The sequence below is a fragment of the Bradyrhizobium sp. CB2312 genome, assembly GCF_029714425.1.
Classification (GTDB): Bacteria; Pseudomonadota; Alphaproteobacteria; order Rhizobiales; family Xanthobacteraceae; genus Bradyrhizobium.
In genome coordinates this window covers 8,299,813-8,316,571 of record NZ_CP121668.1, presented here as the reverse complement: position 1 = coordinate 8,316,571, position 16,759 = coordinate 8,299,813, and the positions used below count along the sequence as shown (strand labels likewise).

13 protein-coding genes and 2 pseudogenes are annotated in these 16,759 nt (G+C 57.8%); 9 read left to right on the top strand and 6 right to left on the bottom strand.

The features are described from left to right. Positions 1-141 precede the first annotated feature (141 nt). Positions 142-1,221 (bottom strand): annotated as a pseudogene (locus tag QA642_RS40005) (IS630 family transposase); the annotation flags it as partial. A gap of 1,186 nt (positions 1,222-2,407) precedes the next feature. Next, positions 2,408-2,641 (bottom strand): hypothetical protein, encoded by a 234-nt coding sequence (locus tag QA642_RS39995; RefSeq protein ID WP_283081770.1) that lies wholly within the window; start codon positions 2,639-2,641, stop codon positions 2,408-2,410. Positions 2,642-2,917: 276 nt separating this feature from the next. Here QA642_RS39995 and QA642_RS39990 point away from each other — a divergent pair, with 276 nt between their 5' ends. The 7 genes from QA642_RS39990 (at position 2,918) to QA642_RS39960 (ending at position 10,290) form a co-directional block, all read left to right on the top strand. Beyond that, positions 2,918-3,844: an isocitrate lyase/phosphoenolpyruvate mutase family protein gene (locus QA642_RS39990; RefSeq protein WP_283081769.1), complete on the top strand. Its 927-nt coding sequence runs from the start codon at positions 2,918-2,920 to the stop codon at positions 3,842-3,844. A gap of 57 nt (positions 3,845-3,901) precedes the next feature. After that, entirely contained in the window at positions 3,902-5,029 is a 1,128-nt protein-coding gene (locus tag QA642_RS39985; protein WP_283081768.1) for an aminotransferase class I/II-fold pyridoxal phosphate-dependent enzyme, read from the top strand. Positions 5,030-5,136: 107 nt separating this feature from the next. Beyond that, positions 5,137-5,931, top strand: a complete 795-nt coding sequence (locus QA642_RS39980; protein WP_283081767.1) for a phosphocholine cytidylyltransferase family protein — start codon at positions 5,137-5,139, stop codon at positions 5,929-5,931. Continuing rightward, entirely contained in the window at positions 5,822-6,544 is a 723-nt protein-coding gene (locus QA642_RS46650) for a CDP-alcohol phosphatidyltransferase family protein (protein ID WP_349253811.1), read from the top strand. Before QA642_RS39980 ends, QA642_RS46650 begins: the two co-directional genes overlap by 110 nt. A 208-nt stretch (positions 6,545-6,752) precedes the next feature. Then, positions 6,753-8,333: a hypothetical protein gene (locus QA642_RS39970; protein ID WP_283081765.1), complete on the top strand. Its 1,581-nt coding sequence runs from the start codon at positions 6,753-6,755 to the stop codon at positions 8,331-8,333. Then, the gene (locus QA642_RS39965) at positions 8,330-9,130 is read left to right on the top strand and encodes an SDR family oxidoreductase (RefSeq protein ID WP_283081764.1); all 801 of its coding nucleotides are present in this window, start codon (positions 8,330-8,332) and stop codon (positions 9,128-9,130) included. The genes QA642_RS39970 and QA642_RS39965 overlap by 4 nt, the downstream gene beginning before the upstream one ends. 26 nt (positions 9,131-9,156) lie before the next feature. Next, the gene (locus QA642_RS39960; protein WP_283081763.1) at positions 9,157-10,290 is read left to right on the top strand and encodes an FAD-binding oxidoreductase; all 1,134 of its coding nucleotides are present in this window, start codon (positions 9,157-9,159) and stop codon (positions 10,288-10,290) included. Here QA642_RS39960 and QA642_RS39955 read toward each other — a convergent pair. The 3 genes and pseudogenes from QA642_RS39955 to QA642_RS39945 form a co-directional block, all read right to left on the bottom strand. Beyond that, positions 10,282-10,740, bottom strand: coding sequence for a hypothetical protein (locus tag QA642_RS39955; protein ID WP_283081762.1), 459 nt, complete (start codon positions 10,738-10,740; stop codon positions 10,282-10,284). The two genes, QA642_RS39960 and QA642_RS39955, sit on opposite strands and share 9 nt — an antisense overlap. Positions 10,741-11,077: 337 nt before the next feature. Then, a pseudogene (locus tag QA642_RS39950) lies at positions 11,078-12,264 on the bottom strand (IS256 family transposase). Between the two features lie 132 nt (positions 12,265-12,396). After that, a complete protein-coding gene (locus QA642_RS39945; RefSeq protein WP_283081761.1) occupies positions 12,397-12,627 on the bottom strand; it encodes a hypothetical protein in 231 nt (76 codons plus the stop codon). Between the two features lie 729 nt (positions 12,628-13,356). Between QA642_RS39945 and QA642_RS39940 the strand changes: the two genes are divergently transcribed. Next, positions 13,357-13,617 (top strand): DUF3551 domain-containing protein, encoded by a 261-nt coding sequence (locus QA642_RS39940; protein ID WP_283081760.1) that lies wholly within the window; start codon positions 13,357-13,359, stop codon positions 13,615-13,617. 303 nt (positions 13,618-13,920) lie between these two features. Here the strand turns inward: QA642_RS39940 and QA642_RS39935 are convergent, their stop codons facing one another. After that, positions 13,921-14,967: a PLP-dependent aminotransferase family protein gene (locus QA642_RS39935; protein WP_283087072.1), complete on the bottom strand. Its 1,047-nt coding sequence runs from the start codon at positions 14,965-14,967 to the stop codon at positions 13,921-13,923. An 883-nt stretch (positions 14,968-15,850) separates the two neighbouring features. On the opposite strand from QA642_RS39935, the gene QA642_RS39930 reads away from it, so the two are divergent. Beyond that, complete coding sequence (locus QA642_RS39930; RefSeq protein ID WP_283081759.1) at positions 15,851-16,675, top strand: class I SAM-dependent methyltransferase; 825 nt, start codon at positions 15,851-15,853, stop codon at positions 16,673-16,675. The last annotated feature ends 84 nt before the right edge of the window (positions 16,676-16,759 follow it).

Here is a 16,759-nt window from a genome sequence, read left to right as displayed (position 1 = left end):
CTCCCGTCAGTATCGACGCTCAGGCGACAGCGCTGATCGTATCGGCGGCGCGATCCAAGCGGGCGACGTGCCTTTCTTGAGAACGGACGCTCGAGGAAGGACCTGAGTCCGGCATTTTGCCACGTTCGAGGAAGAGGTCTCTTTGTGGCAGAAGCGTTTGACGGAAGCCAAAATCTGGTCTGCGGACTTGGTCCATTTGAAGGGCTTGGGATTTTTGTTGTGCAGGTCGATGAAGGTACGGATGTCGGCCTCGAGCTGCCTGACGGAGGTGTGAACACCTCGCTGGATCTGCTTTCGGGTGAGCTCAGCGAACCAGCGTTCGACCTGATTGATCCATGACGCGGAAGTCGGCGTGAAGTGGACATGATAATGCGGCCGACGGGCGAGCCACGCTTTGATCTTGGGTGTTTTGTGAGTGGCGTAGTTGTCCATGACGATATGGACATCGATCCCTTCAGGGACTTGAGCGTCGATCTCTTTGAGGAACTTCAAGAACTCGACTGCCCGGTGGCGCTTGTAGCATTTGCCGATGACGAATCCAGAGGCGACATCGAGCGCGGCAAACAGCGAGGTCGTACCATGCCGCACATAGCTGTGCGTGCGCCGTTCCGGTACGCCCGGCATCATCGGCAGGACCGGCTGCTCGCGATCCAGTGCCTGAATCTGGCTTTTCTCATCGATGCTGAGCACAAGGGCTCGGTTCGGCGGGGACAGGTAAAGCCCGACAATATCGCGGACCTTGTCGACGAACAGCGGGTCGCTCGACAGCTTGAATGTCTGGCTGCGGTGCGGCTGCAGGCCGAACGCCGTCCACATTCGGCGGATCGTGGTGTGGGAAAAGCCAGTTTCCGCAGCCATTGAGCGGATCGACCAGTGCGTCGCGTCGGGTGGCGTTGTACGCAATGTCCGCTCAATTACCTCAGCAACCTGATCGTCGTTGATGGTTCGAGGGCGGCCCGGGCGGGCCTCGTCAAGCAGGCCATCACAGCGATCCTTCAAAAATCGGCGGCGCCACTTGCCAACGGTGTGTTCGTGGAGGCCGAGTTCGACAGCCACAGACTTGCTTGGCAAGCCATCCGCACACCGCAGGATCGCGCGGCAGCGCTCAGATAGCGATCGGGCAACGCGATGACGACGAACTTGTCTCTCCAAGTACGCCCGCTCCGGCGGACTAAGCACCAACGGCGCGATCGGCCGGCCTCGTACACCTGCATTCGCCACTAGCGCTCCCCTCTCGAGATTCGAGCAATCAACTAATGCGACGAATTTGCGTTCAAGATGACCAGGGCAGACCGGGACAAACCGAAGTTTTTGCAGCGATCGACGTCCGCCCTTGCGACACCCACTCCCTACAGACCAAAAGTAGGCCACGCGCCGCTTTTGACGTCACCGCGCTCTCGCCACGCATTTCCGCGACTCTCCCACTTGCTAAAACTGATAGGAGAACCCGGTCCGCAATTGAAGTACTCTACACCAGCCGTGCTTGGCACGACCTAACCGCAATAGCTTATGCGGGCCGCGACGAAGATGATCCTTAATGTCATTCCATCATGCGCAGTATAAGTCGCCCGTCGAGCCCCGTTCGCCTGGCTCCTCCCCACGGGTTGTTCTCGTTGGCCGAGATCGGGCCGGTAACTGGGTCGCCCGCGAACGACGGGGCGCCTTTGGCGGCTTGTTTATCAGCCGCAGCCAAGCTCTGAGATATGCTCTCTTCGAGAACGGCGGCCATCCAGAAAGCATCATCGAGGTAACGCGTGCAATTGAACTCGATTTTCGGACCGATCCATGAGCACTGCCCGAATACTGGACGCTCCGCCTCGTCATACGCTCCGCTACGGGCGAACTTGCATAGTATTATCAGAAGACGTTTCAGGATGGCCCGATGCTTTTCTCTCGAACCCTTCCGTACATGAGCACGATGTTGAGCTAAAAGCGGATCTCGGCTTCGCCGGTCCAACGTCCGGCCCGGAGTGCACGCTTTTCTATTAGTGTCTCCCACCATTTCGGGCAATTGATCGAGATGACAGAAGCACATCATTTGTCGAGCGATGAACTCGGCAATCTGCACGGGCGCCTGGCCGGCGTGGTCCCGCGTTGCTGCATCAGCACGCATCCGCACCGAACGCAAAACACCCCATCGCCGATCGTTCGGCGATCTACTGCCTCGGCTTTTGACCTTCTTCTAAAGACTGTAGCCGCCGACGGGAGCAGCTACACGACGTGAGCCTTCATGGTACGGCAGGCTGACGCCAACATTGATCATTCAGCTGTCAGGCCATGCTTTACGACCCGACTTACTATCGGTGTCGAGAGCTCGCCTCAACTTTGATTCGATTGAACCCACGTGCACGCGTGATTTGGACTAGCGCTCGGGATTGCGCTGGTCTTTGTTCTTGTAAGGAGCAACTCACGATAGCCGCCCCGCATGAGGCGCAGCCCCATTTAACCAGACGAATGGTCCGTCTGCGCAGTCGTGTCGGTCGGGAATAAAGGTCTGCCCAAAACGGCCTTCCGCGATGGTGCGATAAATGTTGCCTTTCCAGCGCCCATCCAGTGCGCGCAAAGCGAGATTGTGCCGCTGTCGCATTCCGGTTGATCGACTAAGAGGGGACGATCCAATGAGAAGCTGTTCGAGTGCCAACCAGAAACGATGTGCTTGTAAACGGATGGCGAAGTTGCGTTCGCTCTAACGGACCTACCCTTCCACATTGCCAGAGCGCCGGACGTTCGGTAGTGCAGAGTTCCAGGACGCGCGAACGACACCCTTGCGCACACATGCAGCGGCGGAAACATGCACTCTTGGTCTCAGCCAAGTTCCTGCGACTCCGGTCAACTACCAAACCTCGTAATTGATTCACGTGACAGATGGATGTCATCTTCACTGCACGAACGTCGGCCGATTAAGCGAGGAATTGGCATGCAAGATCAGTCCCAGTCTGTTCTCGCCAATCGACCAGATCATTCCGCTGATTCTTCAGCTGCAGAAATGTTGGCGGCCGAAGTCTGCTCCAGCAACCAACTCTCGTTCCTTATGAAAGCACATGACGCACTCTCCGCCGCGATCGCCGATCGCGCAGGCTTTAAAGGGCTCTGGGCATCTGATCTGTCGGTCGCGCGCTCGCTCGGTTACCGTGTCGCGAACGAAGCGTCTTGGAGCCAACTCCCCGACGTAGTCGAGCGGATCGTGGACCCGACCCGACGACCTGTCCTCGTCGACGGTGATGGCGGCTTTGGAAACTTCAATGCTCGTCCATCAACCGAGAGCGCAACCGGTGTCGCGCTGGGAGGACAGCTACTTTCCCAAGTTGAGCTCATTTGTTGGCGATCGACATCCGCTCGCGGAAGTCAACCAATTCTCCGGCCGTCTGCGCGCGGAAGGATGCATTGGCCGAAGACTTCGTTCTTAACCCGGATCGAGGCACTGATTGGTGGTAAAGGGATGGACCAGGCAATGATGCGCGCTTACGCGGACGCCGGAGCCGACGCGATCCTCATTCACTCGCGAGGAGTGCCGCAGAGATCATTGCGTTTGGACGCGCTTGGCAAGAACATCCCCTCGCGACCTACGAAATATCATCAAGCGCCAATCTCTGTGTATCGCAAAGCTTGCATCTCCACACTGATCTGGGCGGATCGCTCGATGCGAGCGGCAATGCGGCAAGTCTGTCGTCGTATTATGACCGAGGAGAACACTGCGAGCATTGTGCCTCGTATCGCGACGCTTGATGAGGTCTTTGAATTGCTAAGATGTGACGAAGTGGCACGAGCGGAAGCTCGATATCTGACTGGTCAGCGATGCGGGGCTTTTCATTCAAACGGCGGCATCGATTTTGTCGGCGGCTGATGTAAAGGTTCGCCTCGCAGCGGCAATCGTGACATGCCGAGTTAATGGAGAGCGCACATGCTGGCGGAGCGAACAGCCCTGTTAAAACACTCGGACAGCGCTGCGGCATGGACCGCGGCCAAAGCAGCTATAGTGAGCGGCGAGCAGATCATCGATCTGACCGCTGAGGAGATCCGGAGTGATCTGCCGCCGATGGTGCGCGAGGGCACCATCATCGCGATCAATCGCAGTATCACCCGCGACACTGAGACAGGCGCCCCGACGAAGCTTCGAGAGGCGATCGCTCGCAGAATTTCCTCCGAGACCGGTCAACCCTGGTCGATGGATCAAGTCGCAGTTACGAGCGGCTCCAAGCATGCTCTCTTCAACGCAGCTATGGTGCTTCTGAATCCGAGAGATGAGGTGCTCATCCCCATTCCGCATTGGACTTCTTTCCTCGCGCAGGTTCTCATGGCAGGCGGAGTGCCGATCTTCATCGAGACAAGGGACACCAAGTACGTGCCGAAGCCTTCAGATCTAGCTGCGGCAGTTACGTCGAAGACTAAAGCGATCGTTGTCAGCCCCCCGAACAATCCGACAGGCACGATTTACGACCGCGAAATTCTTACTGAAATTGCGCAGCTTGCGGCTGAGCGGGATCTCTGGATTGTGTTCGATGAATCCTATGGGGCTTTCGCCCATGCTCCACACACCCATCATTCGATTGTGTCGGCCGCTGCCGAGGCGCGTCACCGCACTCTAATCGCTAATTCGCTCTCCAAATCTCTCGCCCTGACCGGCTGGCAAATCGGTTATCTCGCCGGTCCAAAATCCGTTATAGACGCCGCGCTGGCGCTACAACGCGATACGGGCTGCACCCCAGATGTCACTTCCCAACATGCACTGCTTCATCATCTGGAGTCCAGTGATGACGTCTTCCAACAAAAACTTCAACGTCAGGTCAGCGAGGCGCGAACGCTTGGGCTCTCGATTCTTTCGACCCTGAAGTCGATTCCGCAACCTTCAGCTCAAGGCGGATTCTACTTCTATTTAGATATCAAAGGACTTCGGCAAAGCACCAAGGGGCCGCGTCCCGAATTCAACGCCGATGATGTCGTTAACGTATTGCTGAACGCGGGTGTCGCGGCAGCTTCGGGCACAATCTTTGGCGATCCAGACGGGGTCCGGCTCTCCTATGGGATTTGACCTTGGCTCGCTCGACAAGGGCTTGCGGCGTTTGTCGGTGACTTTAAACACATGGAACTGAAGCCCTGGTGGGTTCGGTATGCTTAGCGTTGCGGAAGGTTAGCACTATGGCTGAAGTACCTCGCCGCGCTATCGTGCTTGCAGCCGGCCTCGGCTCGCGCCTGCGGCCGCTGACGGATCTCCGGCCAAAACCACTGGTCGAGGTAAACGGCAGGCCGATCCTGCACAACGCTCTGCGGAATCTGGAGGCAATCGGCGTCGGTGAGGTGACTGTTGTCGTGGGCTACCGCAAGGACGCCATCCAGTATGCCTGCGGCAGCCGCTTCGGCGGGGTCGAGATCAACTACGTCGAATCGACGATTTTCGATCGCACCGGGAGCGCTTATTCCCTGTGGTTGGCGCGTGAGGTACTGCTTTCGGGAGACTGCCTCCTCCTCGAGGGAGACGTTTTCTTCGAGCAAGATGCATTGCGCCGCCTGACGGGCCCAGCGGGCGATGTGGTCGCAGTCGCTCCCTTCGACAAATCGATGGAAGGGTCTGCAGCTCTTTTGTCCGACGACGGCTTCATCACAGGTTTCCGCATGAAGCAAACGGCGGCCAACATTATCACAGCCGGCCCGCAGCTTTTCAAAACTATGAACCTGCTACGATTTTCGGGCTCGACCCTCAAGGCAACGATCGTTCCTGCACTGGACGATGTTATCGGGTCCGGAGCCAGGCAGGCCTACACCGAGGAGCTTCTTGGCTATCTGGTGGAGAGGCGTGGCCTGCAGCTTACAGCCGCGCGATGCGATGATCTCCGATGGTGCGAAATCGATACCGCCGAAGATCTGCATCTCGCAGAGCGCATTTTCTCACGAGCGCATGGCGCTCGCAAATCCTGTGACCAGCGCGATCAGTGAGGTGCCAATGCTAAGATACCTTTGGGATCCCGCAAATGCCATCACTGCGGGGGGACTTGTTTTTTCTTCCGCTAGTCTATTCCTCGCTCTATCCGGAAAGCTTGAGCTATCGGTGGCAGTGGCTCTTTGGGCTGTCCTGGCAGATCACATCGATGGAATCGTGGCCAACTGGACGCCGAACCGTGACCCGGAAGTTGCAAAAATGGGCAAGAGCCTGGACGGATTCGGGGACATTATCTATGGAGCCGTCTTGCCCACGGCAATTGTGATTCAGCTCAGCCACGCCTCCATTCTTTCCCTCGCGACGGCCACTGCTCTGCTCGTGGCGGGAGCCATCAGGCTTAGCTATTTTGCAAATTTCGGCAGATCGTCCGACGGGCACTTCTTGGGTGTGCCTCTGTCGTACGACGTGCCGCTAATGGCTCTCTTGTTCCTTTTAAAGCCGTTCATTGGAGCCGCACTATTTGAGTGGCTCGTCAACGTCTGTTTCCTGCTGCTTGCCGCCGCTCACGTCGCGTCTATTCGCGTGCCGTCACCCAGCCCGGCGATGTATGCGGCAATTAGCATATTCGTCGTGGTGTCTTCGGCCACCTTAGCTAGCCGTTCTCTTTGACAGCCATGGGCAGATTGTCGAGCTATGTGCAGGCAGGCATGATCCGAGCAGCTGGTAGGGTTCCTGGCCGGACGACTTATTACATTCGGGTCGGTAGCCACTTGCCTGAACGTTGTATCTCTCTGAGCTCCGAAACAGCTCGGCATCACGTCCTTGGTCGTGAGATACCTATTGTCGGGGGGGCATCGTACCTGCGTCGGTGGCTGGCATGACCATCCGGCCTGAACTCTTGCAGCGTCCCCGTCAACGAGAGCACGAGCGAGGCTGGATCTTTCGGGCAATCGGCGTCGAGCCGTTCATTCAATGCGCCGGTGTGCGTACATTATATGGAGCAAGCAATCCGAGTGACGAAGTCATTGTAGCAATGAACGCGGCTGCAGAGGCTTTCGTCGACATGGATGAATTGGCAGAGGCTGCAGGTCGACGGCTCGCTGAACTCACGAGCGCCGAATGGGGTGTGATTACCGCCGGCACTGCGGCGACACTGGCGCTAGCCACAGCGGCGTGCATCGCCGGAAACAATCCGGAATTGATGTTGCGATTGCCGGAAACATCGGGGCTACCCAACAAGGTATTGATCCCCTCTGACCAACGGTTTTCCTATGAACAGGCAATCCGTATCGCAGGCGGCGAGATTGTGAGTGTTGCCACTGTAGAAGGACTTGCAGAGGCCCTGGACGGAAGCGCCGCGATGATCTGTCTGCTCGGCCGCATGGATTCAGCGTCCGGTTTGCCATTGAGCGCAGCCGTCCCCCTCGCCCGTGCTCACGGCGTGCCCATTCTTGTCGAGGCCGCCGGGCTTTCGCCAGAAAAGCCTGATCGCTGGGTCAAATGCGGCGCCGACCTGGTGGTTTATGCGGGCGGCAAATATCTCCGGGCCCCACAATCGACTGCCATCGTGCTTGGTAGTGAACGGCTATGCAAGGCAATCTGGTGGAACGGAGCGCCTCACCAGGCCTTCGGCCGGGCGATGAAGTTGGGTAAAGAGGAGATTGTGGGTGCTGTCGTGGCACTCGACCGCTGGATGAATTTCGCAACTGCCAAACACGACCGTGACCAATGGCTTCCGCGCTTAAAGCTGATTGCGGCGGAGCTCAATACCCAGCCTGGCGTCAGAACTGAGGTGCTGTCCTGGCCTGGTTCTGTCACAGCAGTCCGGCTCAAGGTGAGCTGGGACGAGGAAGTGGTTCCATTCAGCGCGGAAGATCTACGGCTTGCGCTCTTAGGGCAGCGACCACGGATTCTCATCCACGATTTTTGGTCGACGCCGACCTCAATAGTGCTCGACCCCGTCAATCTCGGCGATGACGAGGCGGAAATCGTCGGACGTGCGTTGGCCCGCGCGTTTCGTGAGCCCCGGTGCATTGCTGAACGACCGTCAACGCTTCAGGCCGAAGCTGACGTCTCAGGAGGTTGGTGTATCGAAATTCAATTCCTTCATGGCTCGGCGACACATCATCTCGACCTTGAGCAGAATAAGACGCACATATCAGGCGTCCATCACACCGGATCATCTTCCGGCAAGCTGTCCGGTGAAATTCACGGCGACCACATCCGGTTCGAGGCTGCGCACGAGCAGATACCGATGTCCCTATTCTATGGCTTCGAGGGCAAAGTCGCCGAAGATGGCACTATCAGTGGAACGGTCCAGCTCGGTGGCAGCGCAAAAGAGCATCTCGGACCAGTTTTCAAGGGCCAATACGGTTCGGCGGAGTTTCATGCATCGCAAAGTCGCGTAACTCCTGATAGCTCCACCCTATCGCGCCGGATCCAACGGAGATTCAAATGAACGTTCAAACGATCGAAGCAGGATCCGAGCATCCGATGAGCTTGCATGGCAAGGTGGCGTTAATCGTTGGCGGCTACGGAGCGATCGGCACAACAATCTCGGAAGTGTTGACCCTTGCGGGTGCGACCACCATTATTGCGGGACGAAGCGGCGACCAGGCGTTGGCTCTCGCCGCTGAGCTGGCCACGCAAGGTTTCTCTGCCCATGGTATCGAGCTAGACGCGTGCGACGTCAACGTGGCGCACGCGGTCTCTGCGTGTTTGAAACAACAACATGGTTCCATAGATATTTTGGTGAACTGCACTGGCTTCAATAAGGAGCAGATGCTGTTGGAGGTAACGCCGGAAGCCTTCGATGAGGTTTATTCCAGGACCTTGCGTGCCGGAATGTTTCTCTCCCAGGCGGTCGCTGCTCAGCAATTATCCGCCGGAAGGGGCGGGAGTCACATTCATCTTCTTTCCGTGCGCTCATCGCTTGGCTTCCGAAACCGCGGCTATAGCGCCTTTTGCGCCGCCAAAGGCGGGCTCGCGGTATTGTTGAAGCAACTGGCAACGGAATTGGGGCCGTACGGCATCACCGTAAATGGTGTCGCGCCTGGGCTGGTACGGACGCAGAAGAACGCAAAAGCCTTAGATGACCCGGCCGCATTCAAGCGAGCCACCGCGAACATTCCGCTTGCGCGATTGGCTACGCCTGAGGATGTCGCGGGAGCTGTGCACTTCTTCGCGTCTTCGCTATCCCGTTTCGTGACGGGCCAGATTCTTCGCATTGATGGCGGGCTCACCGCCAGTACTTGAGCAGATTTTTCACGAAGGAGGAGCCGATGAAAATCGGAGTCGTCGGGGCTGGTATCATTGGCAGCTCCATTGCCTATCACCTCGGGAAGGCCGGTGCGCGAGTGACGGTTTTCGATATTGGCGAACCTGGAAACGGAGTCTCCTCCACATCATTTGCATGTCTTAATGCGTTTGGCCAAGCCGAAGCCGACCTGCCGTTTAGGCTCGACGCAATCAAGTACCACAGCGAGATCGCGCGCGACGTCGGAAGCGAGCGAAACCTCCACACCACTGGAACGCTGCGGCTCGCTTCCTTTGGAAATGTTGCTGAAAAACTCGAACAAAATGCCAAGGCCCTTTCCAAGTACGGAAGTCAGGTGGAATTCATTTCAGCGGCCGCAGCAGGTCGCCTCGAGCCATCTATCAGGACTGAATCGGCCGCCGAAGTAGTGTTTGTCCCGGAAGAAGGATGGGTGAATGCGGGAGCGCTATGCGGGGCTCTGATCGACCTCTCTACCAGACGGTTCGCGGTTCGGTATCGGCGGGAGCGAGTACAGGCTCTTGAGAGGCTGCAGTCAAAGGCACGCTTGCGCCTAACGACAGGAATTGAGGTATTCGACTCTCTCGTACTGGCGGCCGGCAATGACACCAATGCACTGCTCACGTCTGCCGGGTTCATGTCACTTAGGTTGACGGCAGCACCTGGCCCGCTTGTGGACCTCACTTGTTCGCTGGGCTCGCAAGGCGTGCGACGGGCTATCTATGCCGACAAGCTCCATATCAGGCCGGGTGACCACGGAGGATTTCTGGCTGGCGTCGCGGCCGCCGCTGGTGACGGCCCCGAGCATGAGCGAATGGAGGAGGAGCGCCGTTCTCTGATCAGCTCGGCAAGCCAGTGGATCATGAATTTCGCGGAAATGGGACAAAGATGGGCTGTTGGTGTACGCCCGATGCCGGCGGATGGTCGGCCGATGATTGGCCCTATTGACGAAGACCGCACACTATACGTAGCGGTCATGCACGGCGGAATAACCCTGGGCCCGTTAGCAGGACGCCTCGTCGCAGCTGAAATAGTGCAAGAGAATGAGGCCAGCGAGCTAGGCGCCTATCGGCCCAGGCGATCAATTGCGCAAGATGCCGATTGGCGTGAGCCAACGCTGTCGCTGGACCGTTCAATGTAGCTCGCAACGAGCCGGAACCGGATCAAGCGCCTTTTTCTTGGAAGCCTGTTCGCCGACAATGGACGGCGCTGTTTGAGGCGTGATTAAATAGGAGAAGCCGAGGTCGAGCGCTTTTGAAGGTCGGAAGACGCAATCTCGTAGGCATTTACGCCTCCGGTGAACGAGCCGCATCAAACCGTCGGTGGCTTTCTCTTGACTGAAAATCGTAATTCCGGCGCGCGTGAGTTCGTTGGCCATCTCGTCAAGCTTGATTCCGCTGCCTTCGGCACAAAGGATAGTACCGTCATATTTGAAGACAACCGCAGTCTTTGATTGTCTTTTCTTGGCTAATAATGTGAGCTCCGAGACTCTCCAGCACGGCTTTGTCTTGATCGAGAGTACGGGCCTTTCTTTCGTTGCATTGCAAACTGCCATCGGGGCGATAGATACGAAGATCGGCGGCCACGGCACAATTAGCCGCTCCAACAATTAGAAGTGCACTACGTGCACCGAATATCTTCGCTGAAATCATCTTGCCTCCTACCAGCGAGAAATTTCGTGACAACAATCGCAGCTACCTAAGGCACGCAAACCTGAGGGATACTAAGGCGGACACGCCTCCTCGATGAGAGGCCGATCCGCGTCAACAGCTTCCGTCGTTCTTCTTGCCGGCGCGCTTCTTCTGACGCTCGCAATAGTTGTTGTAAGTTTTTTCCGTCACAACCGCCGACTGGGATCACGATCGTGTCCCATGGCGTGGTGTAGCTGACGGCAGGTCACCGCCGATTTTCCGGCGGGTCGGAAGGCATCAGCCTGCCACGGCGGGCAAGCCGACGATGGGATCATCGCTCAAGGGCGCGATGGTTTCCAGCGTCATGTAGCGGGCCCGCTGAACCGCCCACTCGTCGTTCTGCTCGAGCAGGATCGCGCCGACCAGGCGAACGATGGCGTCTTCATTTGGGAAGATGCCAACCACCTCGGTCCGCCGCTTGATCTCGCCGTTGAGGCGCTCGATCGGATTGGTCGAATGCAGCTTGGCACGGTGCTGAGGCGGGAAGCTCATATAGGCGAGCACGTCTGGCTCGGCCTTATCCATGAAGGCGGCGAGCTTTGGCAGTTTGGGACGGAGCTGGTCGGCGACCTTGCGCCACTGAGCCCTGGCCGCTTCGGCATCGTCCTGGGCAAAGGCGGTGGCGATGAAGGCGGAGACGACGCGTCTTCCGCTCTTGCCGGCATGGGCCAGGACGTTGCGCATGAAGTGGACGCGGCAGCGTTGCCAGGCGGTGTTGAGCACCTTGCTGACGGCGGCCTTGATGCCTCATGCGCATCGGAGATCACGAGCTTGACGCCACGAAGCCCGCGCCGAGCGAGCTTGCGCAAGAACGCGGTCCAGAACGTCTCGGCCTCCGAGGGACCGATGTCCATGCCGAGAACTTCACGCCGGCCGTCGCTATTGACGCCGACCGCGATGATCACCGCGACCGAGACGATCCGGCCATTCTGGCGCACCTTCACGTAGGTGGCGTCGATCCACAGATACAGCCAGTCACCCTCGATCGGGCGGGCGAGGAAGGCCTTCACCTTGTCGTCGATCTCGGCACACAGTCGGCTCACCTGGCTCTTGGAGATGCCAGTCATGCCCATGGCCTGGACCAGATCATCGACGGATCGGGTCGAGACGTCCTGCACATAGGCTTCCTGCACCACCGCGGTGAGCGCCTTTTCGGCCATCCGACGCGGCTCCAGGAAGCCCGGGAAGTAGCTTCCTTTGCGCAGCTTGGGAATGCGCAGCTCGACCGCGCCGGCGCGCGTCTCCCAGGTCCGGTCACGGTAGCCGTTACGCTAGGCAAGGCGCTCGGCATTCTTCTCGCCGTAGGCCGCTCCGGTCAACCCGGCGACCTCCAGCTCCATCAATCGCTGGGCGGCAAAGCCAATCATCTCGCGAAGCAGATCGGCGTCTGGGGCCTTCTCCACGAGCGCGCGAAGGTTCATCATCTCGCCCGACCCTACCGGCGAACTGCCGGTGACCACCGCAAAGCCGTCCGCCCGCTACGGCGCTATCTGAGGGCGCGCGTGCGGACGGCTTCACTCTACCGAGCTACACCATCACTGGGGACACGACCGGGATCACTGATTTTGCACGCGATTGCGGACAAAGCTTGCCGGCCTTGACGCATACGCCTGAAGAAACAGCAAAACCACATTGGCCTGGCGTTGGATCGCACCAAAGTCCGCGGTCACATTTGATCCCGCCGAAGCCGCCGCACGCCTCACCGACCCTTTTGCAGCTTGCGAGGAAGCAGGGGCACCAAAAGCGACTGCGAGGAACAACATGAAAGGTACTGCTTTGAGGGACATCTGCGAGGCTCCATGGCAATGAGCAGAAAAAAATCCGTCCACCCGCCTATAAGTGGAGAGCGCTCACCAATTTGGCTGTTATGCGCGAGAAGATCAGAACAAGTTTTTGCCTAAAGGCAATGACGACGAGTAACGAACCAGCAACTCACAAGTAGTGGCAGCGTACGACAACTACCTCGTGTTGGTCATGTCCGATTCGCAAATTTCGCCCACCCGCAGGGTCGGCGCCAACTGGCGGGCCGCGTTTGCGACGGGGCGATCCTGTCTCCTCTGTAGACTGGACGAAACTCCCATTTGGGCAGAACCAGAAGGCCCCTCACTCAGCTCAACGTAAGCGTAGCGGCCATGACGCGGTATACCTGCGCACCGAACGAGACAAGAGCCGGAAAAATGCGTCATTCCAACCGCGGTCACCTGGAATAATGCATAGTCCCTGCCTTAGGCGCACAATTACCCCCCAACAGCTCACCCAACTGATCCTCTCTCTTCTCTCATGCCGTCCAATCATTGATGCTGTTGGCGACCTCGCACCACTGATTGCGGCTTCTCGCTCCGCTCGACCCTGCTCGCCTTTGAGCTTTAGTCGAAGGGAACGCGCGGTCCGAAAGCGATCTGCGGCGGGCGCACGCGGCCGGACATTCGGGCTTGACCAACGTGTGAATGTACAATTCGGACGGTTTGAGCTTCAATAAAGTTGTAGGTAACAAGGTTCTCGGGACGGAGGCGTCCATGCGCTACCTTCAGTTCATAATTGCGATCGCAGTTTGCGCCCTGGCCGGCTTATCAACCGCCGATGCCCGACATCGTGCGGAATACGTGCTGCCTGCCATACAAGACATTTATTGTCTGAAAGGGCGTCCCTGGGGATATCCTGGCATTTGCCAGTTCTCCACCTATGGCCAGTGCATGGCCACTGCATCTGGTGCAGGCGGCTATTGTCATCTCAACCCATTTTACGCTTTCGCGCAACACCGATGGCAACAGCGCTAATGGGCCAAGGTCGCTGATCGTCGACAAATCGAAGATCAGGCTCAGCTCAGGCCATCCGCTCGGGTTCTCGCGCCAGCGGGCCCCCTGAACCGGACCGTTTCGTCTATTCTGGATGAGCACGGCACGGGCATTCGTTCGATCGGCAGTCATTCTACATCATCGCTTCTCCCCGCATCTGTTGAATCAGATCCGAGCCCTGCGCTTTGTGCCGCATTTCAGGTCGAGGCAGAACTTCCCTGCTCATCGTTTGCGAGAGCGACCTGGATGTGCCGATCTCCGCAACAGTCTTCGCTTTTCGGAAGGCTATATATTCTCGTGCACAAGAGGCCTGAGCGCTGTCAAGGCTTCTCCAAGGCTGGCACGAGTTTCCGGGCTACCTAGGACGATGCGAATGGCCTTAGGGGAAGTATCTTCATCGACCGCGAACATGCTTCCGGACTGAACCAAGACACCAGCCTCGGCTGCCGCCGCGACAAAGCTCCGCTGCGTCCATCTGCGCGGAAGCGCCAACCACAGGTGTAGTGATTCCGGCTTGCTCCGGTACGTTGCATGAATGAACGACCTTGCTGCCATTTCCTGTCGCGCGACCGCCTCACTGCGTACAGCGAGCAGCACTTTCTCAGCGGTGCCATCGGCAATCCAGCTTTGAGCGACCAAAGCGGACAGGGGCGTGACATGCCAAGTCGAGGTCGTGTGAAAGCGATCAAACGCGCTTGTGCCCGCCTGAGCGGAGGGCATCAACAGATAGGCAATCTTCAAACCAGGGCCAATACACTTGGCGAGGCCTGCGGCGTACCAGGTTACGTCAGGGGCCAACGCACTGATCGGGGGCGGAGCTTCCGGTGGAAGCAGCCCGTAAACATCGTCCTCAATAATCACGACGCCATGTCGCCTCGCGACATCGGCGAGCGCGAGCCGTCGTTCCTGCGACATCGTGATTGTGGTTGGGTTATGGAGTGTCGGCGTAAGGAATAGCGCTTTGGGACTGAGCTTTCTACACGCGTCCTCGAACGCCTCCGGCGCCGCTCCGTCGTCATCCATGGCGATGCCCTTGACGGAAATGTTCAAGAAGCTGGCAATCCGCCGCAACCCGTAATAGCTCAAGCTTTCTGTCAGCAGCACATTGCCGCTTCCAACCACGTTGACCAATGTGATTAGGAGGCCACTCTGAGTACCGTTCGTAACGATGATCCGGCCAATCGACGGCGCAGCCCCGAAGCGCTTCGCTAGCCACGCCGCTCCAGCTTGGCGATCAGAATCAGTTCCTTGAAAACGATGATATCTCAACAGTGTTGCGAGATCCCCTCGTTCAGATATCTCAAGCAGCGTTCTCGACAACTCCGCCCCCATCCATTCTGGGGTCGGCGGAGTGGTTCTTATAAGACTGATTGGCTTTCCATGTCGATGACCGCCAGGGATATTCATTTTGCTGGCTCCAGTTGAAGTAAGCAGTGCAATGAGACAACGCTATGCTTGCCAGTTCGGAGACATCCACGTTCGCGCCTGGTGGCCGAGGCTCGCTGAAGAGCGAGACCATACGATCTCTCGAAGGCGAGTATGGTCGAAGAGGCCTTCATGCCCACCGAAGCGCTCCGTGGCCTCCTCTCGCCCGCTCACGGTGCCCAGCAACGCTGCTCAGCAACACCAAGATCAATTCCTCCTCCTCTCCTCAAGAGCTCTGCGGCCGCCGCCCGCTCTCAGCGGGCGAGAACCACTGCAAGACAGAGTTGATCCACCAGGATGATTGGATCGATAGGGTTGCCGGCCGAATGTGAGCGAGACTTCGCTGGCGCGCTTGGTCGACACTCGCCATAAATGAAGCAACTGCCGTTCCAATCAACGACCAACGTGGGTAGTTTATAAAAATGAGAGTATGTGAACGATTGAGACGACGAAAGCTGTGGCTTGGCAAGGGACAAATTTGCCCTTCCGCATTCGACGCAACTCTGCTGTCGCGTGATGCGCTTTTAATAAAACCAGTACGTTCTTCATGTCTAGCTCCCGGCGAGAACAAACAACTTTCCTTAGAGCGCCGATTCTAGCGGCCGCCCTGCTTCTGCGAGCGATGACTTTGTTGCGGAAACGCCCCCGAGATCCAAGACAACCGGATCGGGCTCGTACATCCAAGTACCGTAGCCGTTCTAAACGGCGCCTAGGACATCCTCGCAGGATCTGCGGCGCGTCCATTCAAGCGGGCTTTTCTCGTTCCACAACAAGCGATCGGAGGTGAACGATGCGCCGTCAAACGGTCGATGCGCACTCTGCCTACACAGGGCTTGCTGATGCTTATGACAGCTATCGGCCGCGTTATCCGGATGAACTAGTAAGCTTCATTGCCGAGCGCGTGAAGCCTGCAGGACTTTGCGCTCTCTCTGTGCTTGATATCGGCAGTGGCACAGGACTTTTTACAAGGCAACTGGCGAGGCTGTTACCCCCTTCTGCTAGCATTACGGGCGTCGAGCCGAACGCCGATATGCGTCTGAAAGCCATCTGCGGATCTGCGGGCATCTTGAATATCAAGCATATCCCAGGCAGCGCTGAACGGCTTGCAGCTGAGAGCGGAACCATTTCTCTGGTGACAGCAGCGAGCGCAGCAACGTGGTTTGATCGACCCAAATTCTACACGGAGGCGAACCGGGTCCTGACCCCATCAGGTCTTATCGCGGTGCTCATGATTCGACGGGATCTGGATAGAAGCGCGATGCTTCGAGATTACGAGCGTTACCACGAGCAGCACATTCGTGGCTTTGTAATCGGCGGCTTTGAGGGCAGCGACGGACGCTACGCACCCGTCAATTTCGTGCATGAGCTCAAATCATCGCCTCTGTTTCGCAAGGTCCGCCATTTTGCGCTCTATTGGGACGACTTTTTAACATGGGAGCAGTTCGAGGGCCTGAGTTTATCCCGTAGCGACACCAAGAAGATCATTGAGATCAACGGCCTGGAAGATACGATGAGGTGGCACCGCCTGCTGTTTGAGCGATATGCTGCAATGGATGGAAGGATCGAATTTTCCTGGTCAGCCGAGGTGACAACCGCCCTACCCGTTGCTCAGTGACATCTTACGCGCATTGCGCATACAGCAGCCTCAGAAATCGGAACAATTTCAGCGGATCGCTTGAAGCCGCGCTTTGCCGACGCG

Excerpts from the sequence above, each read along its gene's own strand:
- QA642_RS39990 (WP_283081769.1), top strand. The coding sequence starts at position 2,918 with ATGCAAGATCAGTCCCAGTCTGTTCTCGCCAATCGACCAGATCATTCC.
- QA642_RS39985 (WP_283081768.1), top strand. The coding sequence starts at position 3,902 with ATGCTGGCGGAGCGAACAGCCCTGTTAAAACACTCGGACAGCGCTGCG.
- QA642_RS39980 (WP_283081767.1), top strand. The coding sequence starts at position 5,137 with ATGGCTGAAGTACCTCGCCGCGCTATCGTGCTTGCAGCCGGCCTCGGC.
- QA642_RS46650 (WP_349253811.1), top strand. The coding sequence starts at position 5,822 with ATGATCTCCGATGGTGCGAAATCGATACCGCCGAAGATCTGCATCTCG.
- QA642_RS39970 (WP_283081765.1), top strand. The coding sequence starts at position 6,753 with ATGACCATCCGGCCTGAACTCTTGCAGCGTCCCCGTCAACGAGAGCAC.
- QA642_RS39965 (WP_283081764.1), top strand. The coding sequence starts at position 8,330 with ATGAACGTTCAAACGATCGAAGCAGGATCCGAGCATCCGATGAGCTTG.
- QA642_RS39960 (WP_283081763.1), top strand. The coding sequence starts at position 9,157 with ATGAAAATCGGAGTCGTCGGGGCTGGTATCATTGGCAGCTCCATTGCC.
- QA642_RS39945 (WP_283081761.1), bottom strand. The coding sequence starts at position 12,627 with ATGTCCCTCAAAGCAGTACCTTTCATGTTGTTCCTCGCAGTCGCTTTT.
- QA642_RS39940 (WP_283081760.1), top strand. The coding sequence starts at position 13,357 with ATGCGCTACCTTCAGTTCATAATTGCGATCGCAGTTTGCGCCCTGGCC.
- QA642_RS39935 (WP_283087072.1), bottom strand. The coding sequence starts at position 14,967 with ATGGGGGCGGAGTTGTCGAGAACGCTGCTTGAGATATCTGAACGAGGG.
- QA642_RS39930 (WP_283081759.1), top strand. The coding sequence starts at position 15,851 with ATGCGCCGTCAAACGGTCGATGCGCACTCTGCCTACACAGGGCTTGCT.